At 73.7% G+C, this 25,733-nt stretch carries 21 protein-coding genes, 3 tRNA genes, 1 other RNA gene and 1 pseudogene; 14 read left to right on the top strand and 12 right to left on the bottom strand.

All coding sequences use genetic code 11. The features are described 5' to 3' along the window. From ACFVHO_RS15045 to ACFVHO_RS15025, 5 genes are all read right to left on the bottom strand, one after another. Positions 1-1,548 carry a hypothetical protein gene (locus tag ACFVHO_RS15045; RefSeq protein WP_385713608.1) on the bottom strand — a complete coding sequence of 516 codons (1,548 nt, stop codon included), beginning with the start codon at positions 1,546-1,548 and terminating at the stop codon, positions 1-3. Positions 1,549-1,792: 244 nt separating this feature from the next. Beyond that, positions 1,793-1,880 (bottom strand) — tRNA-Ser (locus ACFVHO_RS15040). A gap of 48 nt (positions 1,881-1,928) precedes the next feature. Then, the gene (gene tadA, locus ACFVHO_RS15035; protein ID WP_385713685.1) at positions 1,929-2,390 is read right to left on the bottom strand and encodes a tRNA adenosine(34) deaminase TadA; all 462 of its coding nucleotides are present in this window, start codon (positions 2,388-2,390) and stop codon (positions 1,929-1,931) included. 54 nt (positions 2,391-2,444) lie between these two features. Continuing rightward, on the bottom strand, positions 2,445-3,002 hold the full coding sequence (locus ACFVHO_RS15030) for a hypothetical protein (RefSeq protein ID WP_385713683.1): 558 nt from the start codon (positions 3,000-3,002) through the stop codon (positions 2,445-2,447). A gap of 193 nt (positions 3,003-3,195) precedes the next feature. Beyond that, positions 3,196-3,393: a hypothetical protein gene (locus ACFVHO_RS15025; RefSeq protein ID WP_030363602.1), complete on the bottom strand. Its 198-nt coding sequence runs from the start codon at positions 3,391-3,393 to the stop codon at positions 3,196-3,198. Between the two features lie 103 nt (positions 3,394-3,496). On the opposite strand from ACFVHO_RS15025, the gene upp reads away from it, so the two are divergent. Next, positions 3,497-4,132 carry a uracil phosphoribosyltransferase gene (upp, locus tag ACFVHO_RS15020; protein ID WP_030363603.1) on the top strand — a complete coding sequence of 212 codons (636 nt, stop codon included), beginning with the start codon at positions 3,497-3,499 and terminating at the stop codon, positions 4,130-4,132. A gap of 77 nt (positions 4,133-4,209) precedes the next feature. Here the strand turns inward: upp and ACFVHO_RS15015 are convergent, their stop codons facing one another. Both ACFVHO_RS15015 and ACFVHO_RS15010 read right to left on the bottom strand, forming a co-directional pair. Further along, on the bottom strand, positions 4,210-4,869 hold the full coding sequence (locus tag ACFVHO_RS15015) for a LytR C-terminal domain-containing protein (protein WP_385713606.1): 660 nt from the start codon (positions 4,867-4,869) through the stop codon (positions 4,210-4,212). Between the two features lie 99 nt (positions 4,870-4,968). Then, positions 4,969-5,265, bottom strand: a complete 297-nt coding sequence (locus ACFVHO_RS15010; protein ID WP_003955420.1) for a type II toxin-antitoxin system VapB family antitoxin — start codon at positions 5,263-5,265, stop codon at positions 4,969-4,971. A gap of 120 nt (positions 5,266-5,385) precedes the next feature. On the opposite strand from ACFVHO_RS15010, the gene ACFVHO_RS15005 reads away from it, so the two are divergent. Then, positions 5,386-7,092 (top strand): helicase HerA-like domain-containing protein, encoded by a 1,707-nt coding sequence (locus ACFVHO_RS15005; protein ID WP_385713604.1) that lies wholly within the window; start codon positions 5,386-5,388, stop codon positions 7,090-7,092. Positions 7,093-7,205: 113 nt separating this feature from the next. Here ACFVHO_RS15005 and ACFVHO_RS15000 read toward each other — a convergent pair whose 3' ends face one another. Further along, positions 7,206-7,799, bottom strand: a complete 594-nt coding sequence (locus tag ACFVHO_RS15000; RefSeq protein WP_385713602.1) for an HhH-GPD-type base excision DNA repair protein — start codon at positions 7,797-7,799, stop codon at positions 7,206-7,208. A 301-nt stretch (positions 7,800-8,100) separates the two neighbouring features. On the opposite strand from ACFVHO_RS15000, the gene ACFVHO_RS14995 reads away from it, so the two are divergent. Together ACFVHO_RS14995 and ACFVHO_RS14990 are read left to right on the top strand one after the other, a co-directional pair. Further along, the gene (locus ACFVHO_RS14995; protein WP_385713601.1) at positions 8,101-9,693 is read left to right on the top strand and encodes an ABC-F family ATP-binding cassette domain-containing protein; all 1,593 of its coding nucleotides are present in this window, start codon (positions 8,101-8,103) and stop codon (positions 9,691-9,693) included. Positions 9,694-9,749: 56 nt separating this feature from the next. Beyond that, entirely contained in the window at positions 9,750-10,307 is a 558-nt protein-coding gene (locus ACFVHO_RS14990; RefSeq protein WP_385713599.1) for a GNAT family N-acetyltransferase, read from the top strand. Here the strand turns inward: ACFVHO_RS14990 and ACFVHO_RS14985 are convergent. After that, complete coding sequence (locus ACFVHO_RS14985; protein ID WP_385713597.1) at positions 10,304-11,302, bottom strand: LysR family transcriptional regulator; 999 nt, start codon at positions 11,300-11,302, stop codon at positions 10,304-10,306. The two genes, ACFVHO_RS14990 and ACFVHO_RS14985, sit on opposite strands and share 4 nt — an antisense overlap. A 94-nt stretch (positions 11,303-11,396) precedes the next feature. Here ACFVHO_RS14985 and ACFVHO_RS14980 point away from each other — a divergent pair, with 94 nt between their 5' ends. Next, positions 11,397-12,416, top strand: coding sequence for a DMT family transporter (locus ACFVHO_RS14980; protein WP_385713595.1), 1,020 nt, complete (start codon positions 11,397-11,399; stop codon positions 12,414-12,416). On the opposite strand, the pseudogene ACFVHO_RS14975 reads toward ACFVHO_RS14980, so the two are convergent. Further along, a pseudogene (locus ACFVHO_RS14975) lies at positions 12,353-13,048 on the bottom strand (sensor domain-containing protein); the annotation flags it as partial. The gene ACFVHO_RS14980 and the pseudogene ACFVHO_RS14975 sit on opposite strands and share 64 nt — an antisense overlap. A gap of 281 nt (positions 13,049-13,329) precedes the next feature. Between ACFVHO_RS14975 and ACFVHO_RS14970 the strand changes: the two are divergent. The 3 genes from ACFVHO_RS14970 to ACFVHO_RS14960 all read left to right on the top strand — a co-directional run bounded on the left by ACFVHO_RS14970 (position 13,330) and on the right by ACFVHO_RS14960 (position 15,652). After that, complete coding sequence (locus ACFVHO_RS14970; RefSeq protein WP_385713593.1) at positions 13,330-13,782, top strand: hypothetical protein; 453 nt, start codon at positions 13,330-13,332, stop codon at positions 13,780-13,782. A gap of 279 nt (positions 13,783-14,061) precedes the next feature. Next, positions 14,062-14,694 carry an RNA polymerase sigma factor gene (locus ACFVHO_RS14965; protein WP_385713591.1) on the top strand — a complete coding sequence of 211 codons (633 nt, stop codon included), beginning with the start codon at positions 14,062-14,064 and terminating at the stop codon, positions 14,692-14,694. Further along, positions 14,687-15,652, top strand: a complete 966-nt coding sequence (locus ACFVHO_RS14960; protein WP_385713589.1) for a CU044_5270 family protein — start codon at positions 14,687-14,689, stop codon at positions 15,650-15,652. The genes ACFVHO_RS14965 and ACFVHO_RS14960 overlap by 8 nt, the downstream gene beginning before the upstream one ends. Before the next feature lie 95 nt (positions 15,653-15,747). On the opposite strand, the gene ACFVHO_RS14955 is transcribed toward ACFVHO_RS14960, so the two are convergent. Continuing rightward, positions 15,748-15,835 (bottom strand) — tRNA-Ser (locus tag ACFVHO_RS14955). 120 nt (positions 15,836-15,955) lie between these two features. On the opposite strand from ACFVHO_RS14955, the gene ffs reads away from it, so the two are divergent. From ffs to ACFVHO_RS14925, 6 genes are all read left to right on the top strand, one after another. Then, positions 15,956-16,054, top strand: an RNA gene (ffs, locus tag ACFVHO_RS14950) — signal recognition particle sRNA small type. A gap of 90 nt (positions 16,055-16,144) precedes the next feature. Further along, complete coding sequence (locus ACFVHO_RS14945) at positions 16,145-18,505, top strand: DNA polymerase III subunit gamma and tau (RefSeq protein WP_385713587.1); 2,361 nt, start codon at positions 16,145-16,147, stop codon at positions 18,503-18,505. Between the two features lie 220 nt (positions 18,506-18,725). Continuing rightward, complete coding sequence (gene purD, locus ACFVHO_RS14940; protein ID WP_385713586.1) at positions 18,726-19,985, top strand: phosphoribosylamine--glycine ligase; 1,260 nt, start codon at positions 18,726-18,728, stop codon at positions 19,983-19,985. 464 nt (positions 19,986-20,449) lie between these two features. Next, positions 20,450-22,453 (top strand): hypothetical protein, encoded by a 2,004-nt coding sequence (locus ACFVHO_RS14935; protein WP_385713681.1) that lies wholly within the window; start codon positions 20,450-20,452, stop codon positions 22,451-22,453. A 571-nt stretch (positions 22,454-23,024) separates the two neighbouring features. Further along, on the top strand, positions 23,025-24,533 hold the full coding sequence (locus ACFVHO_RS14930) for a N,N-dimethylformamidase beta subunit family domain-containing protein (RefSeq protein WP_385713584.1): 1,509 nt from the start codon (positions 23,025-23,027) through the stop codon (positions 24,531-24,533). 153 nt (positions 24,534-24,686) lie between these two features. Next, positions 24,687-25,601: a phosphoribosylaminoimidazolesuccinocarboxamide synthase gene (locus ACFVHO_RS14925; protein WP_385713582.1), complete on the top strand. Its 915-nt coding sequence runs from the start codon at positions 24,687-24,689 to the stop codon at positions 25,599-25,601. A gap of 45 nt (positions 25,602-25,646) precedes the next feature. Here ACFVHO_RS14925 and ACFVHO_RS14920 read toward each other — a convergent pair. Continuing rightward, a tRNA-Gly gene (locus ACFVHO_RS14920) sits at positions 25,647-25,719 on the bottom strand. Positions 25,720-25,733: the final 14 nt, after the last annotated feature.

Raw genomic sequence — 25,733 nt, 5'->3', positions numbered from 1 at the left:
TCAGCCGTCCTCCTCTTTGCCGCGGCCCGGCGCACCGCTCGGGCCCCCCACGTCGTCGTCATCGCCGTCGTCCTCTCCGAGGAGCCTGCGGCGGTTCTCCTCGGCCGCGATGCCCTCGGCGGACGCCCGCAGCCCGGCCGCCTCGGTGCCGAGCTTCAGCGAGTCCAGGACGGGCAGCAGTCCGCGCACGCGGTCCAGATAGATCTGGCGTTCCGCGCGCGTGCCGGGCGTGGGCAGGTGCAGCGCGCGGCGGGCGGTGATCAGGGCGGGCTCGTCGAGTCCGGCCTCCTGGTACGTGGCCGCCTGCTGTATGAGCGCGTCGGTCTCCGCCTTGAGGCCCCGGTCGACGGAGACGTCCAGCATCGCGGCGGTGCCGAGGGCGGCGGCGCGGGGCAGCGGGTCGAGGGAGCCGTCGAGCCGGGCGTGCAGCCGCGGGTCGTGTCCCGCCGCCACGTGGAACCACTCGGCGATCACGGCGGCGACGCCCGCGGCCACCGTGGCGATCTGCGCCTCCACCGCGTGCCGGTCCTTGCCCGCCTCCGCCGGCAGCGCCGGGAACGGCAGCGAGAGCCGCACCGCGGCGGGCACGAGGGGCGAGAGCGCGTCGAAGGTGCCGAGCCGCCGCGGGACTTCGGGCAGCGTGGCGGCGGCGGAGGCCTCGCCGTAGAGGTTCCAGGCGACGATGTCGACGCGGGTGCGCCAGCCCTCGGTGATCTCCCCGTGGACGAGCACCACGGGGTGCGCGGCGAGCACTTGGCGGACGAGGTACAGGTCGGTCTCGTGCCGGTTGAGGGGGCGCCGGAACAGGCCCGGCACGCCCGCCATCAGCTTGGGGCCCGGCAGTTCCCTGAGGGCGTCGCGCAGATGGGAGTCGAACTCGGCGTTGACGGGGTCGACGAGCGCGTGCGGGTCGCTGGCGCGGAAGAAGGGGGCGGTGATGAGCGCGGGCAGGGTGCCGTTGCGGGTCTCGGCGGTGATCTGGGCGCTCACCTGGTGCGGATAGACCAGCGCGAAGGGGGTGTGCTCGCGGTGGTGGGCGGCGTCGGCGAGCGCCTGGTTCAGTTCGTAGTCCACCTGCGCGCCGTGCGTCCGCTCGTCCTTGCGCTGGCGGTGCTCCCGGTCGGACTGGTCGCGGCGCAGTCCGGCCTTCAACTCGATCCGGCCCCGGGCCAGTTCGTCCGTCAGGCGGGCGTGCCGCTCGGCGAGCCTGGCCGCCTCCTGCTGGAGCTTGCGCTCGTGCTCGCGCTGTTCCTCCGACCACTGGCTCGGGGGCACCGTCACGGTGGAGTGCGGTGGCAGCAGGTCCACTTGGGACGACGGCGACGGTGACGGCGAGCCGCCCCCGCCGCCGGCCGTGGCGGCGTGCTTGCGCTCGTCCCGGGCGAAGTCCCGCAGCCTGCGGTCGTGGATCTCGAGCCGCTTGGTCTCCTGGCGGGCGCTGTAGATGTCCACGCAGGCCTTGGGCAGGCCGCCGATGGCGTCCGCGACACCGCGGGCGACTTCCTTGGCCGTGTCACCGAGGCTGCGGATGAAGTTCATGATGCCCATGGCCGTACGTCCGTCCGGTGCGGGTCGGCTGACTGTGGCCGTGCCCTACCCGCGACCGCGCGACGGAATGCCTGATTCTCCCGGCCCGTCACATAAAACGAAGAATTGATTGCTTGTGGCGGCACTCGATCGCTTGTGCGCACTTAGTACGAAGCGTTCCGCTTCACTGGCCGCCGGGGGTGAGGGTGGGGGCCGCACGCGAAACACCCCGCCGGTCCAGTTTCCTGGACCAACGGGGTGTCTATGGCGGTAGCGGAGGGATTTGAACCCTCGGTGACTTGCGCCACACTCGCTTTCGAGGCGAGCTCCTTCGGCCGCTCGGACACGCTACCGAGAGAGATCCTAGCCCAAGGTGGGCCGTGGACCGAAATCCGTTTGGGCTACCCCTCGGCGGGCGGGCCGCCGCGGTCCCGGGAGCGGGCGAAGAAGTCGGTGAGCAGCCGCGCGCCCTCCTCGGCGAGGACTCCTTCGATCACTTCGGGCCGGTGGTTGAGGCGCCGGTCGCGCAGCAGGTCCCAGAGGGAGCCCGCGGCACCGGCCTTGGCGTCGCGGGCTCCGTAGACGACGCGTTCCACGCGGGACTGCTGGAGCGCGCCCGCGCACATCACGCAGGGCTCCAGGGTGACGACGAGCGTGCAGCCGGGCAGCCGCCAGCCGCCGAGCTTCGCGGCGGCCCGGCGCAGCGCGAGGATCTCGGCGTGCGCGGTGGGGTCGCCCCCGGCCTCGCGTTCGTTGTGGCCGGTGGCGAGCACCGTCTCGCCGTCCGCGGACAGCACGACGGCGCCGACGGGCACGTCACCGCCCCGGACGGCCCGTTCGGCCTCGTCCAGGGCGATCCGCATCGGCGCCCGCCAGCGCTCTCGTACCGGATCTGGGAGTTGTGTCACACAGCGAACCTAACGGACGGTTTCGAGGACCTCCGCGGCTCCCAGGATGTCGGCGATCTCGTTGAGCGCGTCGCCGCTCTCCAGGGCGAGCAGGTCCTTCTCCGGCACGCCGAGGTCGCTGAGGATCTGCCTGTCCCCGAGCGGCCCGGAGGGCACGGCCTCGCCGGACGCGTCCGTGGCGTCGCCGTCGCCCTCGTCGGCCGTTTCGGACTCGCCGTCCTCCGTGCCGTCGAGGTCGAGCGCGTCCAGGTCGTCCGCCCCGTCGTCCGGGTCGCGGCCCAGCATCTCGTCGGTGAGCAGGATCTCGCCGTAGGCGCTGCGGGCGGCGGCCGCGGCGTCGGAGACGTAGATCCGCGGGTCCTCCTCGCCGTCCACACGGACGACGCCGAACCAGGCGTCTTCCTGTTCGATGAAGACGAGGACTGTGTCGTCGTCGGCGCCCGTGATGCCGGCGGCGGCCTCACGGGCCAGGTCGGTCAGATCCGACAGGGTCTCCACATCGTCGAGCTCCGTGTCGCTCGCTTCCCACCCGTCTTCGGTGCGCGCGAGCAGTGCGGCGAAGTACACCGTGACTCTCCCACTGTTCATAGGCGCCGGTTGGGGGTCCCCCCGGCGGACGTCGGCGGCGGGAGTGCTGTTCCAAGCCCCGCCCACTCGGAATCGTGGCAGAAACAACGGCTTCAGGAGAGGTCTTCGGACCGCTGTGTCCGCGTCGCGTTGCGAATCACAGGCCGCTTTCGTGCCGCGGCCCCCCTCGCGGCTACCAGCGGAACGTACGCATACGCATCGCCTGCCGCAGTCGGGCCGCCCGTGCGCGGCGTGGTGTCACCCGGGCCCGCAGCTCGCGGGCCTCGGTCAACTCGTGCAGGAACTGGGCGCGGCGCCTGCGCCGCTCGGCTTCCGTCTCGCGCCGCCTGCGGCGCTCGGCGTCGCTCTCCCGCGCTTCCCGGTCGGGCATAGGCCACACCACCCCAGTTCGTACGTCCACCTTCCCCCCGTGGCCGGGGTTGATGCCAGCGCGGGGGGATCGGGGGGCCGCTTCGCCCGGTTACTGTTGAACAATGCGGATCCACGTCGTCGACCACCCGCTGGTGGCGCACAAACTCACCACGCTGCGCGACAAGCGCACCGACTCCCCGACCTTCCGGCGCCTGGCCGACGAGCTGGTCACCCTGCTCGCGTACGAGGCCACCCGGGACGTGCGCACCGAGCAGGTCGACATCGAGACCCCCGTGGTCGGGACGACCGGCGTCAAGCTGTCGTATCCGCGCCCGCTGGTCGTGCCGATCCTGCGCGCCGGTCTCGGCATGCTCGACGGCATGGTCCGCCTGCTCCCGACCGCCGAGGTCGGCTTCCTGGGCATGATCCGCAACGAGGAGACGCTGCAGGCGTCCACGTACGCGACCCGCATGCCGGAGGACCTCTCGGGCCGCCAGGTCTACGTCCTCGACCCGATGCTCGCCACCGGCGGCACGCTGGTCGCGGCGATCCAGGAGCTCATCAAGCGCGGCGCGGACGACGTGACCGCCGTGGTGCTCCTCGCCGCCCCGGAGGGCGTCGAGGTCATGGAGCGCGAGCTGGCGGGCACGCCGGTGACGGTCGTGACGGCGGCGGTGGACGAGCGCCTCAACGAGAACGGCTACATCGTGCCGGGGCTCGGCGACGCGGGGGACCGCATGTACGGGACGGCCGAATAGCCGTCGTACGGGGCGGCCGCGCGGCCGCCCGGGAACGGGTACGGGCACGGGACCGCTGAGTCAGCCCCTGCGGGCGCTCAGCAGTTCTTGCCGTCGGACCGCTCCGCCTTCGCGGACGTCGGCGCGGGCCTGGCGAGTGCCGCCAGGGCCTTGTCGGCGTCCGCCTTCTTCGCCAGGTCCTTGAACTTGCTGCCGAGGATCAGGTCGACCTCACCGCCCTTGCGGGCGTCCGTCTGCCGGGCGGCGCCCTTGAGCTGGGTGGCGAGCACCGGCAGCGCGGTGTCGGCGGCGGACTTCGCGCCGAGCACTATCCCCGGCCCCTCGACCTTCTTGTCGAACGCCTTCGTCGCGTTGTCCACGTCGCCGATGTCGAAGCCGCGCTTCTTCAGCTCGGCCGCGGTCTCCTTGGCGAGGCCGTCGCGCTGGGTGGCGTTGAAGACGTTGACGGTGATCTGGCGGGGCTGGGGGAAAGCTTTCGGCTTGGTCTCGCGGGCCGCGTCGGCCGACGCCGGTCTCGTCGCGCAGTCCTTCGCCCCGCCCGCCGCCGACGCCTTGTCGTCGCCGGAGAACACGTCGATGAGCTGAAGGCTGCCCCAGCCGAGCAGCCCGGCCACGGCGAGCGACGCGACGGCTCCGAGCACGATCCGCCGACGGCCGCTCGGGCGGCGCATTCGCGGGTATTTGTCCCCCGTGATGCGGTACTTGCCGCCCATGCCGGGGGGAGTGAGCATGCTCATGGGCGCAGCGTAGTGCCGCGCGGCGGTGATTCCTACTAAATGATCATTGCCCGGCGCCCGGTGCAACCCAAAAGGGCCAATGTGGGCCGGGGCCCGGGCTCAGCCCAGTTCGAGAACGCGCGCGTGCAGCACCTGGCGCTGCTGGAGCGCGGCGCGGACGGCGCGGTGCAGCCCGTCCTCCAGGTACAGATCGCCCTGCCACTTCACGACGTGCGCGAAGAGGTCGCCGTAGAACGTGGAGTCCTCGGCGAGCAGCGTTTCCAGGTCCAGCTGGCCCTTGGTGGTCACGAGCTGATCGAGGCGGACCGGGCGCGGCGCGACGTCCGCCCACTGCCGGGTGCTTTCCCGGCCGTGGTCGGGGTACGGCCGGCCGTTTCCGATGCGCTTGAAGATCACACGGAAAGCCTACCGGTCAAGGCTCTCCGGGCGCAGCCATGGCGGCCGAGTGCGACCCTGGGAAATGACGTCGGAAACCGGGACAAACCCGGAACTCTCAAGCCGGGAGCAGGGGCCGAAGTGAGCGACAGCCAGCCGATGCCGTCCACACCCGATGGCGAAAACCGCCCGAACGAGTCCGTGTCCGACGCTTCGGTGACGCCGTCCGCGCTGCCTCCGGAGGCCGTCGAGATCGCCGCCGGGTACGCCTTCGAAGGACCCGCCCTCGACCTCGGCGCGCTTCTGTGGGACGGGCAGTGCCTCCCCGGGGCACAGGTGCGCATCCCGTTGCCGATGCTCAACCGGCACGGCCTCGTCGCGGGCGCCACCGGCACCGGCAAGACCAAGACCCTCCAGCTGATCGCCGAGCAGCTTTCCGCCCAGGGCGTGCCCGTCTTCCTCGCCGACATCAAGGGCGACGTGTCGGGGATCTCGGCGCCCGGCGAGGCCAGTGACCGCGTCACCGGGCGGGCCCGGGACGTGGGGCAGGAGTGGGTGCCGCGCGGATGCCCGAGCGAGTTCTACGCCCTCGGCGGGATCGGCACCGGGATTCCCGTGCGGGCCACCATCACCAGCTTCGGCCCCGTGCTGCTCTCGAAGGTGCTCCAGCTGAACCAGACGCAGGAGCAGTCGCTCGGCCTGATCTTCCACTACGCCGACCAGAAGGGCCTCGAACTCGTCGACCTGAAGGACCTGCGCGCCGTCGTCGCCTTCCTCACGTCGGACGAGGGCAAGCCCGAGCTGAAGACGGTCGGCGGCCTGTCCACGGCGACCGCCGGGGTCATCCTGCGGGCGCTGACGGCGTTCGAGGCACAGGGGATGGGGGACTTCTTCGGGGAGCCGGAGTTCGACACGCGTGAGCTGCTGGGTGCGGGTGCGGGTGCGGGTGCGGGTGCGGGTGCGGGTGCTGAGGCAGGGGCGGGTGCGGGTGCGGCGGGTGCCGGTGGCGGATCCGGTGCGCCGGGCCTCGTCTCCGTACTCGAACTTCCCTCCGTGCAGGACAAGCCCGCCCTCTTCTCCACCTTCCTGATGTGGCTCCTCGCCGACCTGTACCACGACCTGCCCGAGGTCGGGGACGTGGACAAGCCCAAGCTCGTCTTCTTCTTCGACGAGGCCCATCTGCTGTTCAGCGGCGCCTCCAAGGCGTTCCTGGAGTCCATCACGCAGACCGTGCGGCTGATCCGCTCCAAGGGCGTCGGCGTCTTCTTCGTCACCCAGACCCCGAAGGACGTGCCCGCCGACGTCCTCGCCCAGCTCGGCAACCGGGTGCAGCACGCGCTGCGTGCCTTCACGCCCGAGGACGAGAAGGCCCTCAAGGCGACGGTCCGTACGTTCCCGAACTCCGCGTACGACCTGGAGGAGACCCTCACCGGCATCGGCACCGGCGAGGCCGTCGTCACCGTGCTCAGCGAGAAGGGCGCGCCCACGCCGGTCGCGGTCACCCGGCTGCGGGCGCCGCAGTCGCTGATGGGCCCGATCCCGGCGGCGGACCTGGAGCGGGCCGTCCGCGAGTCGCCGCTGTACGGGCGGTACGCGGAGGCGGTGGACCGGGAGTCGGCGTACGAGCGGCTGAGCGCGCGGGAGGCCGAGCGGGCCGCCGCGTCCGCGCCCGCCGCGGCGGAGGCTCCGCGTCCGGCGAAGGCGAAGCCGAAGGAGAGCGGGGGCGGGTCCGTCGTCGAGCAGGTGGTGGGCAGCGGCATGTTCAAGTCGCTGCTGCGGTCGATGGGGACGCAGATCGGCCGGGAGATCTCACGGTCGGTCTTCGGCACGGCGAAGCGTCGGCGCTAGCCCCGGGGCGCCCCGGCGGGTGGTGGACCGCGCCGTGCGGCTCGCACCGAGGCGGCCAGGCGGTCGGGCCGGGGTGGCCAGGCCGGGGCGGCCAGGCGGTTGTTCCGGGGCGGCTAGCCCTTCGCGGCCTTGGCCGCCTTCGCCGCCGCCTTCATCTCCTGCTTGTGCGCGCGGACCTTCTGCAGCGACTCGGGTCCCGTGATGTCCGCGACGGACCGGAACGCCTTCGGCTCCCCGTACGCCCCGGCCGCCTCCTGCCAGCCCTTGGGCCGCACGCCGAGCTGCTTGCCGAGCAGGGCCAGGAAGATCTGGGCCTTCTGTTGCCCGAAGCCGGGCAGCTCGTTCAGGCGCCGCAGCAGTTCCCTGCCGTCGGCCGCGTCCCGCCAGACGGCCTCCGCGTCGCCCTCGTACCGCTCCACGAGGTACTGGCACAGCTTCTGCACGCGCCCGGCCATCGCGCCCGGGTAGCGGTGCACGGCGGGCTTTGCGGAGAGCAGCTCGACGAAGGCGTCCGGGTCGTACGCCGCGATGTCGTGGGCGTCGAGGTCGTCCGCCCCCATCCGCCGCGCGATCGTGTACGGCCCCGCGAAGGCCCACTCCATGGGCACCTGCTGGTCGAGGAGCATCCCTACGAGCGCGGCCAGCGGGCTGCGGCTCAGCAGCGCGTCGGCCTCTTCTTGCTGGGCGAGGTGCAGCGTGGCGTCCATGGGGCGATCATCTCGCGGGGGCGGGGGGTTCGCAGGGCGGCGCGTGCGGGCGGGTGCGGGGACGGGGCGCGGCGGTGGGCGGCGGTGGGCGTGCGTGCGGGCGGTGGCGTCGAAGGGGACCGGCGGGAGCGCCAGCGAAGGGGTTCGGCCGGAGCGCCGGCGGCAGGCGCCCGGAAAAGCTGGTGCGGGCGCGGTGGGCCGCCGCCTAGCCTGGAGGCATGTCTACGCCCCGCATCTCCTAGCCAGGACACACGCCTCCACGTCACCCGTGTGTCCTTTCGCCCTTGCGGAGCGTTTCCCCATGCTTTCTGTACGTGACGTCGACCTGCGCGTCGGCGCCCGGACCCTGCTGTCCGGCATCTCCTTCCACGTCGCCCCCGGCGACCGCGTCGGCCTGGTCGGCCGTAACGGCGCGGGCAAGTCCACCCTCCTGAAGACCCTCGCCGGGCAGGCCCCGAGTACCACCGGCACCATCACCCGCACCGGCTCCCTCGGCCACCTCGCCCAGGACCCGGCCGCCGCCGACCCCGCGGCCACCGTCACCGACCGGATCCTGTCCGCGCGCGGCCTCGACGAGGCGGTGCGCGCGCTCAGGGACGCCGAGGCGGCCCTCGCCGACGGCGCCGACGAACGGGCCGCGCTCGCCGCCTACGCCCGCGCCGACGACGCCTTCCAGGCCCGCGGCGGCTACGCGGCCGAGGCCGAGGCCGCCCGGGTCGCGGCCGGGCTCGGCCTGCCCGAGCGGGTCCTCGGGCAGGCCGTGGGCGAACTCTCGGGCGGGCAGCGGCGCCGTGTGGAACTCGCCCGGATGCTGTTCTCGCGCCACGACACCCTGCTGCTCGACGAGCCCACCAACCACCTCGACCGGGACTCGGTGGAGTGGCTGCGGGCGTTCCTGCGCGCCTACCCGGGCGGTGTCGTCCTGGTCAGCCACGACGTGACGCTGCTCGCCGACGTCGTCAACCGCGTCTTCCACCTCGACCCCGGCCGCGCCGCCCTCGACGTCCACAACACCACCTGGCCCGCCTACCTCGCCCAGCGCGCCGCCGACGAGCGCCGCCGCGTCCGGGAGCGCGCCAACGCCGAGCGGAAGGCCACCGCCCTGCGCACCCAGGCCGACCGGATGCGCGCCCACGTCGCCACCGCGACCGCCGCGAAGAACATGGCGCGCCGCGCCGACCGGCTGCTCGCGGGCACCGAACCCGTGCGGCGCGGCGAGAAGGTCGCCCGCATCCGGCTCCCCGAACCCGCCCCCTGCGGCCGCATGCCCCTCGGCGCCGTCAGCCTGGCCAAGTCGTACGGGACCCTGCGGGTGCTGCACGGCGTGGACCTCGCTGTGGACCGGGGCAGCCGTCTGGTGGTGCTCGGGTTCAACGGGGCCGGGAAGACGACGCTGCTCCGCCTCCTCGCCGGGCGCGAGACACCGGACGCGGGCCGGGTCGTCCGCGGGCACGGGCTGCGGATCGGGTACTTCGGACAGGAACACGACACCCTGGACGGGGAGTCGACCGTGCGGGAGAACCTCGCGGCGGCCGCGCCGGGACTGACCGACGGCGAGGTGCGGCGGGTGCTGGGGTCGTTCCTGTTCACCGGCGACGACGCGGACAAGCCCGCCAAGGTGCTCTCCGGCGGCGAGAAGACCCGGCTCGCCCTGGCCGGACTCGTTCACTCCGGCGCCAACGTGCTGCTCCTGGACGAGCCCACCAACAACCTCGACCCCGCCTCCCGCGACGAGGTCCTCGCCGCCGTCGGGACGTACCCCGGAGCGATCGTGATGGTCACCCACGACGAGGGCGCGCTCGACGCCCTGCGCCCCGACCGGGTCCTCGTCCTGCCCGACGGCACGGAGGACCTGTGGAGCACGGAGTACCGGGAGTTGGTGTCCCTCGCCTGAGGCCTCAGGCCTGAGACCTGACGCCGGGCGCCCGAGGCGTGTGTTTCCATGCCCGGATGAGCGACCGACGCGAGGGTGCCGAAGCCGTGGATCTTCTTGTACGGGGACGGGTCCCCGCCGACCTCGACGCCTGCGCGCGCGTCCTCGCCGACGTGCACGTCGGCGACGGCTACCCCACCAACTGGCCCGCCGACCCGGCCGGTTGGCTGACGCCGTCCGGCCTGCTCGGGGCCTGGGTGGCCGAGGCCGACGGGGACGTCGTCGGGCACGTCGCGCTCTGCGGGCCGGCGGCGGACGACGTGGCGCCCGGGATGTGGGGCACGCGGGACGGCTCGACGGCCGTGGTCAGCCGGTTGTTCGTGGGGCCGACGGCACGGGGGCGGGGGATCGGCGCGGTGCTCCTCGACCGGGTGGCGGGGGCGGCGCGGGAGCGGGGGCTGTGGCCGGTGCTCGACGTGGTGGCCACGGACACCGGGGCCGTGGCGCTGTACGAGCGCGCGGGCTGGGAGCTGCTCGGGGTCGGCGAGCAGCGGTGGAGCGCGCGGCAGACGGTGCGGGTGCGGTGTTACGCGGGGCCGGGGGTGGGGTCGGCGTCAGGGTCGGCGTCGGCTTAGGCCGTCCCGCTCGTCACGCCCGCCTCGACTGTCACGCCCGCCTCGACTGTCACGTCCGCCCTGCCGGACCCGTCCGCCCCGCCCGCCTCCGCCGCCGCGTCCCGCAGCGCCCCCAGGAACGCCCGCAGCACCGGCCCCCGCGGCGCCGTCGCCCGTACCGCCGCCCAGATCGACCGCACCGGCTCCGGATCGCGGACCTCGCGTACGACCCACGCGGGACGGCCCCCGTCCGTGCCCGGCGCCGTGGCCAGGCCCATCTCCGGCACCAGGGCGACGCCGACCCCGGCGGCCACGAACCCCTGCGCGGTGGCGTAGTCCCCGCTCTCGACCACGAAGTCCGGTGTGAACCCGGCCGATCCGCACGCGTCGAGGACCGCGTCCAGGCAGGGGCCCGGCAACTCGCTGCCGACGAAGGGCTCTTCGGCGAGGTCGGTGAGCCGCAGCTCCGTGCGGGCGGCGAGGGGGTGGGCCGGGGGCAGCACGGCGCGATACCGGTCGTCCAGGAGGTGGACGAAGCGGATGCCGTCGACCGGGGGCGCGTCGTGGCGCCGGACGACGAGGGCCACGTCCGTGCGGCCCGCCTTCACCTCGGGCAGCGGGTCGTCCGGGTCGGTGAGGCGCAACTCGGCCCGCACGCCCGGGTGTTCGCGGCGCAGCCGGGCCAGGGCGGGCGCGGCGACGCGGGCGCCCGCGGTGGCGAAGTACCGTACCGAGATCCGGCCCGTGCGGCCCGTCCGCAGATCGGCGAGGGCCGTCTCCGCGCGGGCGACGTGCAGGCCGACGGCGGTCGCGCAGTCGGCCAGGAGCAGCCCGGCGTCCGTGGGCCGCACCCCGCGTCCGGTGCGTTCGAGGAGCCGGGTGCCGGCCTCCTTCTCCAGGGCCGCCATCTGCTGGCTGACCGCGGACGGGGTGTAGCCGAGGTTCCGGGCCGCCGCGGTGACCGAGCCGCTGGTGACGACCGCCCGCAGGATCTGCATGCGCCGCATGTCGAGCATGCGGCCAGCGTACGCCCCGAATGAAGCAGAGCTTAAATCTGCCTTCGAATCTTTTCTCTTGTCTTACGAATGGGGTCGGGGCACCGTCGAGGACATGCGAATCGCCGTGCTCGCCCTGCTGTGGGGCTCCAGTTTCCTGTGGATCAAGCTGGCCCTGGAGGGCGGCCTGGCGCCGCTGCACGTGACGATCGTGCGCTGCGCGCTCGGCGCCGCCGTGCTCCTGGTCCTCGCCCGCTCGGCCCGTCAGCGCCTGCCGCGCGAGCGCCGCGTCTGGGGCCATCTGATCGTGGCGGCCCTGTTCTGCAACGCGCTGCCGTTCCTGTTCTTCAGCATCGGCGAGCAGACGGTCGACTCCGGTGTCGCGGGCGTCATGAACGCCACGACCCCGCTGTGGTCCCTCGGCCTCGGGCTGCTGCTCGGCACGGAGCGCGGGCTCGGCCGGAAGCGGCTCGCCGGGCTCGGCCTCGGCTTCGGCGGCACCCTGCTGATCTTCGCGCCCTGGCAGCAGTCGGGGCTCGCGACCTGGGGCGCCCTCGCGCTCCTCGCCGCCGCCGTCAGCTACGCCGTCGCCTTCGCGTACATGGCCCGCCACCTCATCGGCCGCGACACCCCGCCGCTCGCCCTCTCCGCCGCCCAACTCCTCGCCGCCACCGGCCTGACCACGCTCGGCCTGCCCGCGAGCCCGCACACGGAGTCGGCGCCGACCCTCACCGGCGTCCTGGCCGTCGTCGTACTCGGCGTCTTCGGCACCGGCCTCACCTTCCACCTCAACTCCCGCCTCATCGCCGACGAGGGGCCGACCGCGGCGGCCACGGTCGGCTATCTGCTCCCGGTCGTCTCGGTCGGCCTCGGCGCGCTGGTCCTGGGGGAGGAGGTCGGCGTACGGGTGGTGGCCGGGATGGCGGTGGTGCTCGTGGGGGTGGGGCTGGCCCGGGTGGGGAGGGCGGGGGCCGTGCGAGGGGGCGGGGCCCGGCCCGAGGCTCACCTGCCGAGCAGCGAGCGCACCGCGGCCCGGTCCACGCCGGTCAGCGCGCGCACGACCAGCGGCGTGAGCAGCACGAGCAGCCAGCCGACGGCGCCGACTCCGGCGACCTGCCAGGGCGACTCGATGTAGTACGCGTGGTGCTCGCCGCCGGACGTGTAGTCGAAGAGGCGGTAGCCGGGCCAGTCGGTGTAGCGCGCGAACACCCAGGAGTACGCGGGGAAGAGCGCGACGACCCACCCGGTCACCCACAGCGTCACCGCCACCACGAAGCTCGTCACCCGCCACGGGAACATCACGACCTGGAACACCAGCGCCCGCCACCCGGCCCCGTCCCCGATCCGGGCCAGCGCCCGCGCCCACACCCCGCCGTCCCCCACCCGCAAGGCCGGGGGCCCGGCCACCTCGACCCCGAGCCGCACCCGCGCCCGCCGCCGCTCGACCGCCCCGAGCCCACGCGCCCCGGCCAGCATCACCGCGAACACGGGCAGCCCGAGCAACGTGACGGCGAGCCCCGCGCCCAGCGAGAACAGCGTGACGGCGAAGACGAACCCGGCGACGGCGATCGGCAGCGAGACGAGCGTGTACCCGAACTCGCGGAAGGTGACGGCGGCGAAGGGGGCGCGCCAGAAGGAGGGGCGCGGGGAGGCGGGGCGCGGGGAGGGGACGTGTTCCCTGACCGGGGCCGGGGCCGGGGCAGCGGCCGCGGCCGCGGCTGCGGACAAGGTGGGGGCGGGTGCGTGGGGAAGCGTGTCGATGGTCATCAGGGGGCCTCGTATTCGTCTGTTCGCCCGGCAGGGGACGTACCGTGCTGACATCCCCAACCCTGCTGCGGACGAGGGCGCGAGGGCATAGGGGGAGACGGTGTCCGGGGGTGTACCCAGCACCCCTCTTCGCCCCGCCCGGCCGTGGGACCGGAGTGTCTCCCGTGACAACTCGGTCCTGAGCGTCCCGACTTGGTCACAGTGGCCGGATCTCGCCTGACGTCATGCCGAGTGGTTCGTAGGGTGATCACCCCATCCAGCAGCTTCATCAGAGAGGGAACATGCCTCAGATCAGCGCATTCTCCACCGACGGGCCCCGCGTACGCCGTGTCCGTCGCACTGTCGCCGCCCTGGTCGGCGCGGCCGCCCTGGCCGCGTTGGGCACCGTGAACGCGCCAACTGCCGCGGCCGGCCCCGTCCCGCCCGGCGGCAGCTCGTGGGACCACGTGTGGTCGGGGACCGGCGTCAAGGTCTATGTGAAGGAGCGCGGAGACATAGTCTCCGTGTGCGACACGGCCGCGAACGGTCACTCGGCCTGGACGACGGTGGACCGTCTGAACCCCGACGTCGAGGGCTACAAGATGTACGCCCGCGGCGGCAAGGGAACCTGCACGTCCCACTCGGCTGCCGAAGGCGGCAGGTACAACCTGGCGGAGGGCGGCCAGTACACCCTCAACTTCGAGGGCCGCGGCGACAACGGCGGCTCGGTCGCGGGCTTCATCAACGACCACTGAGCATCGGCGTGCGGCGGCCCGTGCACACCGTGCCCGGGCCGCCGGCCCTCTGACCTCTCGCGAACGACCTCTCGCAAATGACCTCTCGCGAACGATGAAGGCTCCGACCGTGATCCGGTCGGAGCCTTCGTCTGTCCTGACGGGCGGGTGCGGAGTGTGGGTGTGGCCGCAGACCACGGTGTCGTCGAGTTGTCCGAGGGAACCGCTTCGGCGCGATGGGCGAAGGACAGGTGAAAGCCCAAGTATTCGAGCATCGTCCCTTGGACGAGAGGAGCCCCGATGGCCGTCGTACCAGGCGTCGGCATCGGCACCGCGCGTGCCGATGTGGAGAGCGACGCCTCAGTGATCGCGCGGTCCCGGGACGAGCCCGAGGCGTTCGCCGTGCTCTTCGACCGGCACGCCGACGCCGTGCACCGCTATGCGGCCCGCCGCCTCGGCGGCGAGGTCGCCGACGACCTCGTCGCGGAGACCTTCACCACCGCGTTCCAGCAGCGGCATCGCTACGACCCGGCCCGCGGCGCGGGCGCCGACGCCCGGCCCTGGCTGTTCGGCATAGCGACCAACCTGGTCGGCCGGCATCGGCGGGCCGAGGCCCGCCGGTTCAAGGCCATGGCCCGGGTCCCGGCCCCCGCCGACCACGACGAGCCGCTGGCCGACCGGGCCGCGGACCGGGTGGTGGCGCGGGCCGTGGGACGCGAGCTGGCGGCGGCGCTGGCCTCGCTGCCCGCTCGGCACCGGGACGTGCTGCTGCTGGTGGCCTGGGGGGATCTCAGCTACGGGGAGGCGGCCCAGGCCCTCGGTATCCCCGTGGGCACGGTCAGATCACGGATGCACCGGGCTCGCAGCAAGCTGCGCGAAGCACTGGGCGGATCCAATCCGACGGCACTGCGAGAGGTATCCGACCATGCATGACGAACTCGAACTCCTGAGGGAGTGGGACGCGGATGCGGCCCCCCTCACCGATCCGGCCCGGGACCGGGCCCGGCACCGGCTGCTCAACGCGATGGCCCACGCGGACCAGCGCACCGGCACCGGCCCCGGTCGCCGCCGCGCACTGCGCCTCGCGGCGGCCGCGGTGGTCGCCACGGCGGTCACGGGGACGGCGGTGCTGATCGGCACGGACGGCTCCGGCGAGGGCGGCGCACCGGGCACGAGCACCCCGCGGGTGCAGAACGCCGCCGTGGTGCTGAACGGGGCGGCGGCGTGGGAGCGCAAGCAGGAGAAGGAGCCGGTGGCGCCGCGCGACGACCAGTTCATCTACTCGAAGCGGATCATCAAGGAGACGGAGCAGAAGACCGGCGAGGTCAAGACCTACACCGACGAGATGTGGGACTCGGTGGACGTCTCCAAGCCCTCCTTGTCCATGGAACTGGGCCGCGAGATGTGGGAGGAGCCCACGGGGAAGGTGTGGCCACCCCGGCAGTGGAGCGAGCTGAAGAAGCTGCCCCAGGACCCGAAGAAGCTCATCTGGGCCATCCTCTCCCTCGGCTCCCGCGTCAAGTCCGACGACCGGCCGGTCAGCGACCTCGACAAGCTCGAGCGGTACGAGGCCTACTGGCTGCTCGGCGAGCTCCTGAAGAACCCGGTGCTGCCCCAGGGACTGCGCCCCGCGGCGTACGAGGCGCTGGCCATTGTGCCCGGCGTCAAGACGATCCCGGGAGTGAAGGACTCCGCCGGGCGGACCGGGGTGGGGATCGCCCATACCGGGCGCGGGTCCCACGAAGACAAGTACCTGATCTTCGACCCGGCGTCGTATGAGTTCCTGGGCTTCCGCGACGAGCGGACCTCGGCTTCCGGAAAGAAGAAGTACAGCCAGCTGTCGCACGTGGTGGACTGGGGGATCGTCGACCGGGTGAGGCAGCGCCCGTAGTCCGCTGCCCCGCGGCCGGGCCCCGCAGGGCCGCACACGTCGAAGGGCCCCACCGCGAACGGTGGGGCCCTTCGACATCGTGCCCGGTGAGGCACTGGCGGAGGATACGAGATTCGAACTCGTGAGGGGTTGCCCCCAACACGCTTTCCAAGCGTGCGCCCTAGGCCTCTAGGCGAATCCTCCGCCGCAAACAATACAAGACTCGGAGGAGTGCTCGCGAACGCGTTCCGGTCGCGGGGAGCTGGAGCGTTCCTCTCCGGGGAGCGGGCTCGTTCGCACCCCCCGGGATCGGCTAGGGTGGGGGCCAGCCCCTCACGTGGCGCTATCTGACTGAACTCCCCCAGGGCCGGAAGGCAGCAAGGGTAGGTCGGCTCTGGCGGGTGCGTGGGGGGCGCTTTGCGTTCCGGGGCCGGGGGTGTGGCGGGGCCGGTGGGGCGGGGGCTTCGTCCGGGGCGGTCCGGGTTGTCAGTGGGCGCCTATAACCTCGTATACGTGTCGTCTCTCGCGCTGTACCGCCGTTATCGCCCGGAGTCGTTCGCCGAGGTCATCGGGCAGGAGCATGTAACCGACCCGCTGCAGCAGGCGCTGCGCAACAACCGGGTCAATCACGCGTACCTGTTCAGTGGCCCGCGCGGCTGCGGCAAGACGACGAGCGCGCGCATCCTCGCCCGGTGTCTGAACTGTGAGCAAGGTCCCACTCCCACCCCGTGCGGCGAGTGCCAGTCCTGCCGCGACCTCGCGCGGAACGGGCCGGGTTCGATCGACGTCATCGAGATCGACGCCGCCTCGCACGGTGGCGTGGACGACGCGCGCGACCTGCGCGAGAAGGCCTTCTTCGGACCCGCGTCCAGCCGGTACAAGATCTACATCATCGACGAGGCCCACATGGTCACGTCGGCGGGCTTCAACGCCCTCCTGAAGGTCGTCGAAGAGCCGCCGGAGCACCTCAAGTTCATCTTCGCGACGACGGAGCCCGAGAAGGTCATCGGCACCATCCGGTCGCGTACGCACCACTACCCGTTCCGGCTCGTCCCCCCGGGCACCCTGCGCGAGTACCTCGGCGAGGTGTGCGGGCGCGAGGGCATCCCCGTCGAGGACGGCGTGCTGCCGCTCGTCGTGCGCGCCGGTGCCGGGTCCGTGCGTGACTCCATGTCCGTCATGGACCAGCTCCTCGCGGGCGCCCGCGAGGACGGTGTGACGTATGCCATGGCGACGGGCCTGCTCGGGTACACGGACGGTTCGCTCCTCGACTCCGTGGTCGAGGCCTTCGCCTCCGGTGACGGCGCCGCCGCCTTCGAGGTCGTGGACCGCGTCATCGAGGGCGGCAACGACCCGCGCCGCTTCGTCGCCGACCTCCTGGAGCGGCTGCGGGACCTGGTGATCCTCGCCGCCGTGCCCGACGCCGCCGAGAAGGGCCTCATCGACGCCCCCAGCGACGTGGTGGAGCGCATGCAGGCCCAGGCCGGGGTGTTCGGCGGCGCCGAGCTGAGCCGCGCCGCCGACCTCGTCAACGAAGGCCTCACGGAGATGCGCGGGGCCACCTCGCCCCGCCTCCAGCTGGAACTGATCTGCGCGCGCGTGCTGCTCCCCGCCGCGTACGACGACGAGCGCTCGGTGATGGCCCGCCTCGACCGCCTGGAGCGCGGCGGCAACTTCATGGCCGCGGGTCCCGCCGGTGCTCCCGCCATGGGGTACGTGCCCGGTCCCGAGGCCCACGCCGCGGTGCGGCAGCCGGGCGTCGCGATGCCGCAGCCGGGCCCGGACGTCCCGCCCGGGGGCGGCGCCGCGGCGGCTCGCGCGGCTGTCCGGGGTGCTGGTGCTGGTGCTGGTGCCGAGGCCGGGGCCCCGCCCGCCGTGGCCCAGCCCACCCCTGCTCCCGCTCCGGCTCCCGCCCCCGAGGCCCCGCCGTCCCCCCAGCCCCAGCCCTCCGCCGCCCCGGCCGCACCCCCGGCACCCGCCGAGCCCACCGCCCCGGCCCCCGCGGCCACCCGTCCCGGCAGCTGGCCCACGGCCTCCGCCCCGGGCAGCGGAGCCTCGGCCCCGAGCGGTGGCACGGCCGGCGGCCCGACCGGTGGGCCCGCGCCCGCAGCCCCCGCCGCCGCGGCGAACCGCCCGGGCGGCTGGCCGACGGCGGCCCCCGCGGGCGGCGGCCCCGCGCAGCCCCCCGCCGCACCCCCCGCCCAGGCCCCGCAGCCGGCTCCCGCGGCCCCGGCCCAGTCGGCCCCGGCCGCCCCCGCCGCCGCGTACACGGGCGGTGGCCCCGACCCCCGCTCCCTCTGGCCGAACATCCTCGACGCCGTCAAGAACCGCCGCCGCTTCACCTGGATCCTGCTCAGCCAGAACGCCCAGGTGGCCGGGTTCGACGGCACCACGCTCCAGCTCGGCTTCGTGAACGCCGGCGCCCGGGACAACTTCGCGTCCAGCGGCAGCGAGGACGTCCTGCGGCAGGCGCTGACCGAGCAGTTCGGGGTGCAGTGGAAGGTCGAGGCGATCGTCGACCCGTCGGGCGGCTCGGCACCGCCGCCCGCGGCGAGCGGCTTCGGCGGCGCCCCGGTGGCCCCCCGCCCCGCCCCCCAGCAGCCCGCGCCGCCGCAGCCCCCCGCCCCGGCCCCGCAGCCCGGCCCCGCCCCGTCGGCGTCCGCGCCCCCCGCCCCCCAGCAGGGCCAGTCGCGCCCCTCGGCCCCGGCGCCCGCCCAGGCCCCGCCGTCCAGAGCCCCGGAGCACGTCGCCCCCGAGGACGACATCCCCGAGGACGACGACCCGGACCTGGTCGACTCGGCCCTTTCCGGCCACGAGCTGATCGTCCGGGAGCTGGGCGCGACGGTGGTCGAGGAGTACTCCAACAACGAGTAGCGGGCAGCGGGCGGAGTGCTCCAACAACGAGTAGCGGGCAGCGGGCGGAGTACTCCCACGAGCCGCGGGCAACGGGTGAAGTGCCCTGACGAGCAGCGGGCAACGAGTGGGGAATCCCCAGCTCCGCACCCCTCACCTGGAGAAACCCACAACCCTCCGACCGCCCGCGCCTCGGACGCCCGAACAAAGGCACCCCGTCCGCCGGGCTAGGCTGACCCCCGTGAAGGTCCTCGTCATCGGCAGCGGTGCCCGCGAACACGCCCTGTGCCGCTCCCTGTCCCTCGACCCCGCGGTCACCGCCCTGCACTGCGCTCCCGGCAACGCCGGGATCGCGGACGTGGCCGAGCTGCACCAGGTCGACGCCCTCGACGGCGCCGCCGTGGCCGCGCTCGCCACGGAGCTCGGCGTCGGTCTGGTCGTCGTGGGGCCGGAGGCGCCCCTGGTCGCCGGAGTCGCCGACGCCGTGCGGGAAGCGGGTGTCCCGTGCTTCGGGCCGTCCAAGGAGGCCGCCCGCCTTGAGGGCTCCAAGGCCTTCGCCAAGGACGTGATGGCGGGCGCGGGCGTACCCACCGCCCGCAGCTACGTCTGCACCACCCCCGAAGAGGTCGACGCGGCCCTCGACGCCTTCGGCGCCCCGTACGTCGTCAAGGACGACGGCCTCGCCGCGGGCAAGGGCGTCGTCGTCACCGACGACGTCGAGCAGGCCAGGAAGCACGCCCTCGCCTGCGGACGCGTCGTCATCGAGGAGTTCCTCGACGGCCCGGAGGTCTCCCTCTTCGCCGTCACCGATGGCGAGACCGTCGTCCCGCTGCGCCCCGCCCAGGACTTCAAGCGCGCCCTCGACGGCGACGAGGGCCCCAACACCGGCGGCATGGGCGCCTATTCGCCGCTGCCGTGGGCCGACCCGAAGCTCGTCGACGAGGTCCAGGAGACGGTGCTCCAGCCGACCGTCGACGAACTGCGCCGCCGCGGCACCCCCTTCTCCGGTCTGCTGTACGCCGGGCTCGCGATCACCAGCCGCGGCGTGCGCGTCATCGAGTTCAACGCCCGCTTCGGCGACCCCGAGACCCAGGTCGTCCTCGCCCGCCTCAAGACCCCGCTCGCGGGCCTCCTGCTCGCCGCGGCGAACGGCACGCTCGCCGACCTGCCGCCGCTGCGCTGGAGCGACGACGCGGCCGTCACCGTCGTCATCGCCTCGCACAACTACCCCGGTACGCCACGCACCGGCGACCCCATCGAAGGCCTCGCCGACGTCGCGGACCAGGACGCCCCGGACGCGTACGTCCTGCACGCCGGGACCAGGCGCGACGGCGACGCGGTCGTCAGCGCGGGCGGCCGCGTCCTCTCGGTGACGGCCACCGGTGCCGACCTCGCGCAGGCCCGCGAGCGCGCGTACGCGGCGGTCGGCCGCGTACGCCTCGACGGCTCCCAGCACCGCACGGACATCGCGGAGCAGGCCGCACGGGGCGGCGCCGCGTAGCCCGCACGGTTCGGGTCGTCCCGCGCCACCTCCCACCCCTGCGCCCCACGGGTCTACGGTCATCCGTAGACCCGTCAGGCGTTACGGAGGGTGTTCGCTGAGCCCGCCGTATGACGGCCGCCGACTTGCCGGGACCGCGGGCCTGGTCGCCGCCGTGGACGTCGGCCCCGAGGCCCCTGCGCACGGGCCCGCGCCCCGTCTCCCGGCCCCTCGCGGAGCGGGCCAGCTTTGCCCAAAGCCATTCCATCGAGTGACCGCTCGGCCATCCGGCTGACGATGACCGACACCCCAACTAGGGTGCGGCGAAGGCATTGAAGGCACTCACAGCCAAACAGCCCACCGGCATTGCGATGTCGGTGGCGGGTGCCACAGTGGGGGAGTGAGCAACGCCAACGACGTGCGCCGTCGGCTCCGGTCGCCGGCCGAGCTGTAGGCAGCAGGGGGTGACTTCGGTCGTGTCAGGGATGGGTGTGGAGGTGGGCGCGCGGGCAGCGCGTTCCCGGGCCCTCGCCGTGCTGCGCATCCGCAGCCGGGCGCTGGCCGTCGCCCTGCTGCCCGCGGCCGTCGCCGTCGTGCTGCTCGCCGCCACGGCCATGGGGCACATAGGCGGCGGCAGTTGGGCCGCGGCGCGCTGGGCCGTGACGGTGCTCGCGGTGCTCGTACTGCTCGGTGCCGGGGCCGTCGCCCTCGTCGTAGCCCGGGCCAGACCCGCCATGAGCCCCACCGTCCCGATCACGGAGGCCTCCGCCCCCGATCTGTACCGCCTGGTGCGGGACCTCGCCGACCGCCTGGAAGTCCCCGCCCCCTCGGCCATAGCGCTCACCCCGGACTGCGACAGCTGGCTGGAGGACCGCACCCACCGGGCGCACGGGACCCCGGCCGACACCGCCGCCCCCGGCACGGGCACCGGCCCGGACGGTTCGCGCACCGAGTTGCCCACCCCGCCCCACGGCACGGCCATCCAGGGCGCCCGGCCACCCCGGCGCCGCGCGCCCGCCGCCCCCGTCCTCGTCATCGGCTCGCCCTTCCTGTGGTGGATGCGCGTCGGCGAACTGCGCGCGGTGCTCGCCCCGGTCGTCGCGGGTACGGGTCCCTCGGCGCACCCCGACATAGCGGCCGCCCGCCGTTTCGTACGCGGCCTGGACGCCGCCGTCGCCGTCGCGTCGGCGCCGGGGCGCGGGGCGCTCGCGCGCACCGTCCTCGGCGGGGTCGGGAAGGTGGCCCGGCTGCTCCTTCGCAGTTGCCGGGTGCACGCCGCGGAGATGGAGCGCGGTGTCGCGGCGGCCGCGGCCGAGCGGGCCCAGAGCGTGGACTACGGCGTGCGGATCGTCGCCCAGGAGCAGGTCGGCCTCGCGTACGCGGGGTGGGACCGGCTGCTCACCCGGGTCGCGCTGCCCGCCTGGCGCATGGGGCGGTGGCCCTCGCGGCTCGACGCGGGTGTCGTCTCCGCCCTCACCGAGCTCTCCCGCCGCGACCGCCTCGCCGAGGGCTTCGCCTCCCGGCTCGGCGAACGCCCCGCGTGCGACCTCCTGGAGGAGCCCGGCGCGGTGGACGAGGCCGCCTCGCTGCTCGCCGCCCGGCTGTTCCACGGCGGGCCCGCCGAGACCGGGCCCGGCTGGGCGCCGGTGGCCTGGCAGGAGTATCCGGACGAGGTCGTCGACCGGAAGTGGCGGATGGACGCGGCGCGTCTGCACCGCGTCCTGGACTCCCTCGGCGTCAGCCGCTCCAGCGACCCGACGGCGGCCGACCCCAAGGGGCCGACGCTCGAGCGGGTCATCGAGCACCTCACGGACCCGGAGGCGATGGCGCGGCGGGCGGCGGCGGAGGCGGCCGCGGGCCTGGCCGAACGCGGCCTCACCACCGCCGAGCCTGACCCCGACCTCGACCCCGACTTCACCGAGGCGGGCCTCACCGACCCCGGTCTCACCGACTCCGGCTTCAGCGACTCCGGCTTCACCGAGGCGGGCCTCTCCGACCCCGACTTCGCCGAAGCGGGCCTCACCGACGCCGAGTTGGCCCAGGCCGGTTTCGCCGCCGCCGTCGATCCGGCCGACGTCGTCGACGCGCCGGAAGGGCCGGGCGGGGAGCTGGCCGCGCGGCTCAGCGAGGAGCTGGACCGGGAGGAGGCCGAGGCGCCGCCCCGGCCCGCGCCTGCGGGGCAGGGGCCGGACGAGGCCCTGTGGGACGACGGGGTGCTGCCGTTGTTCCCGCTGCAACCGCCCCGGTCCGGGCGGGAGTTGCTGGCCGATCACGTCACGGCGATGGTGTGCTGTGCGGCCGTGGACACGGCGGGGGCTTCGCCGGGGCTCGACTGGCTCGACGGGCCTTCGCTCCTGATGCGTGGTGAGCGTGCGGCCGATCTCGCGCCGAAGGTTCTCACCCTGGTCGAGGACGGTGACCCCGAGCCGCTCCGCCGCTGGCTCACCGAACTGGGCGTCCGCCCCGAGAAGCCGGTACGCCTGGTCTGACCCCCGTACCGGCGCTCCGCGCCTCGTCCTCAGGCGCCGGACGGGCTATCTCCCACCCACCCGCCCAACCTCGCACCCAGCCGCCCAACAGCCCGGCACCTCAGCCCCGAATGGCTCACCCCCGGATCGCGCTCCGCGCTCGTCCTCAAACGCCGGACGGGCTTTTTCCCACCCGCCCGCCCGAACTTGCACCAGCAGACCGACAGCCCGGCACCTTCTGCCCGACATCGGCGAAGTTGTTTTCAGCCCGTCGTGGGGGTCCCCCCTGCTCCTTAAGAGCTTGGGGGAGTTTGAGGACGAGGCGCGGAGCGCCGATTCGGGGGCGGATCGTCCCACCCGAAGGGGACACCCACCCCCGGGGTCCAGGGGCGCAGCCCATGGTTTCGGGAAAGGGGCGGGGTTGGGGAGGGCCACGCCAATTCACGACGAACGGTAACGACGCACGTGCGTAATGTGATGTGCTGGACCCGGCACCCGACACGGCCACGTGGGACAGCGCAGAGCACACCGCGCACCCCCCGCCGCACAACCCGTGTCGCCCAGGCCGGGGGAGCGAGGGAGGGGACAACGCATGGGACCGGAGCCGATCCGCCGCTGGGAGTCGGGCGCCCTCGCCCACGCCGTGACCGACCCGTTCGGCCAGGGCCCGCTGCCCTGGCTCCGCGGCGCCGAGCACTACTTCGACGACACGGGCCAGGTCGTCCCCTGGTACGTGGACCACACACCGGGCGCCACCGGCCCGGTCCCGACCCCCCGCACCGGCAGCCCCCGCACGGCCGACGACATACACCGCCAGATCAAGGGCTTCACCAGCACCGGAGCCGCCGCCCCCGGCGAGGCGATCGACTTCCACATCACCGTGGACCCGCCCCAGCAGTTCAGCGTGGACATCTACCGCATCGGCCACTACAGCGGCGACGGCGCCCGCAAGATCACGACGAGCCCCCGCCTCTCCGGCATCGTGCAGCCCGCCCCGCTCGCCGCCGACCGCACGGTCTCCTGCCACCACTGGTGGCTGTCCTGGCGCCTGCAGATCCCGTCGTACTGGAACATCGGGGCGTACGTGGCCGTCCTCACCACCACCGACGGCTACCGCTCCCACGTCCCCTTCACGGTCCGCGACAGCGTCCCCCCGGGCCCCGGCGAGCCGGTCGCCCCCTCGGCCGACCTGCTCGTCCTGCTGCCCGACATCACCTGGCAGGCGTACAACCTCTACCCGGAGGACGGCCACACCGGCGCCAGCCTCTACCACGCCTGGGACGACTACGGCCGGCTCCTCGGCGAGAGCGAGGCCGCGACCACGGTCTCCTTCGACCGGCCGTACGCGGGCGCGGGCCTGCCCCTGCACGTGGGCCACGCCTACGACTTCATCCGCTGGGCCGAGCGCTACGGCTACGACCTCGCGTACGCCGACACCCGCGACCTGCACGCGGGCCGCATCGACCCCACCCGCTACCGGGGCCTGGTCTTCCCCGGCCACGACGAGTACTGGTCGGCGGCGATGCGCCGCACCACGGAGCTGGCCCGTGAGGCGGGCACGTCCCTGGTCTTCCTCTCCGCCAACACCATGTACTGGCAGGTCGAGTTGGGCCCTTCGCCCTCCGGCGTCCCGGACCGCCTGCTCACCTGCCGAAAACGCCGCGGACCCGGCAAGGCCGCGCTGTGGCGCGAAGTGGACGTCCCCGAGCAGCAGTTGATGGGCATCCAGTACGCGGGCCGGGTCCCCGAGCCGCATCCGCTGATCGTCCGCAACGCCGACCACTGGCTGTGGGAGGCGACCGGCGCGCACGAGAGCGACGAGATCGACGGCCTGGTCGCGGGCGAGGCCGACCGCTACTTCCCGCGCACCGCGCTCCCCGAGCACCAGGGCCGCATCCTGCTCGCCCACTCCCCGTACGAGGACAGCGAGGGCGCCGTGCGCCACCAGGAGACGTCGCTGTACCGCGCCCCGTCCGGCGCCCTCGTCTTCGCGTCGGGCACCTTCGCCTGGTCCCCGGCCCTGGACCGCCCCGGCCACATCGACCCACGCGTCCAGCGCGCCACGGCCAACCTCCTGGACCGCATCTGCAAACGCGACTGAACCCGGGCCCCCGCGGACACGGCTGCGGCCCGCCCGCGCGGACATGACCGGGCCCGTTCGCGTTCACCACGCCCCATCCGGGCAACCCGTGGCCAAGACCAGCTCCCGCATACGGGAGAATCGAGCCATTGGACAGAACCACGGGGAGGAACCGTGTCCGGATTCGTCGAAAAGCCCGAGCCGATTCAGGTTCCGGGTCTGGTGCATCTGCACACCGGCAAGGTGCGCGAGCTGTACCAGAACGAGGCGGGCGACCTCGTGATGGTCGCCAGCGACCGCTTGTCCGCCTACGACTGGGTGCTGCCCACCGAGATCCCCGACAAGGGGCGGGTGCTTACCCGGCTCTCCCTGTGGTGGTTCGAGCAGCTGGCCGACCTGGCCCCCAACCACGTCATCTCCACCGACGTGCCGCCCGGCGCCCCCGCCGACTGGGAGGGCCGCACGCTCGTCTGCAAGTCCCTGGCGATGGTGCCGGTCGAGTGCGTGGCCCGCGGCTATCTGGCCGGTTCGGGGCTCGTCGAGTACGAGGAGTCCCGCACCGTCTGCGGACTCGCCCTGCCCGAGGGCCTGGAGAACGGCTCCGAGCTGCCCGCGCCGATCTTCACGCCCGCCACGAAGGCGGAGGTCGGCGAGCACGACGAGAACGTGTCGTACGAGGAGGTGGCCCGCCAGGTCGGCGCCGACACCGCGGCCCAGCTGCGGCAGACGACCCTCGCCGTGTACGGCCGCGCCCGTGACATCGCCCGTGAGCGCGGTCTGATCCTCGCGGACACCAAGTTCGAGTTCGGCTTCGAGGCCCGCGACGGCGAGCCCGACACGCTCGTCCTCGCCGACGAGGTCCTCACCCCCGACTCGTCCCGCTTCTGGCCCGCGGACGAGTGGCGGCCGGGCCGCGCCCAGCCGTCCTTCGACAAGCAGTACGTGCGCGACTGGCTCACGTCGGCCGCGTCCGGCTGGGACCGCGCGAGCGAGCAGCCGCCCCCGCCGCTGCCCGAGGACGTGGTGGCGGCCACCCGCGCCAAGTACATCGAGGCGTACGAGCGGCTCACGGGAAGTCCCTGGGCGTAAGCACGACAAAGCCCCCCGGTTCCGAGAACCGGGGGGCTTTCGCTGAGCGGACGACCAGGTTCGAACTGGCGACCTCAACCTTGGCAAGGTTGCGCTCTACCAACTGAGCTACGTCCGCGCTGCGCCGAAGCG

Source organism: Streptomyces sp. NPDC127108 (assembly GCF_042677545.1).
Lineage (GTDB): Bacteria > Actinomycetota > Actinomycetes > Streptomycetales > Streptomycetaceae > Streptomyces.
Note: the sequence above shows the minus strand (reverse complement) of the source record. Positions and strands in the feature narration are given on the sequence as shown.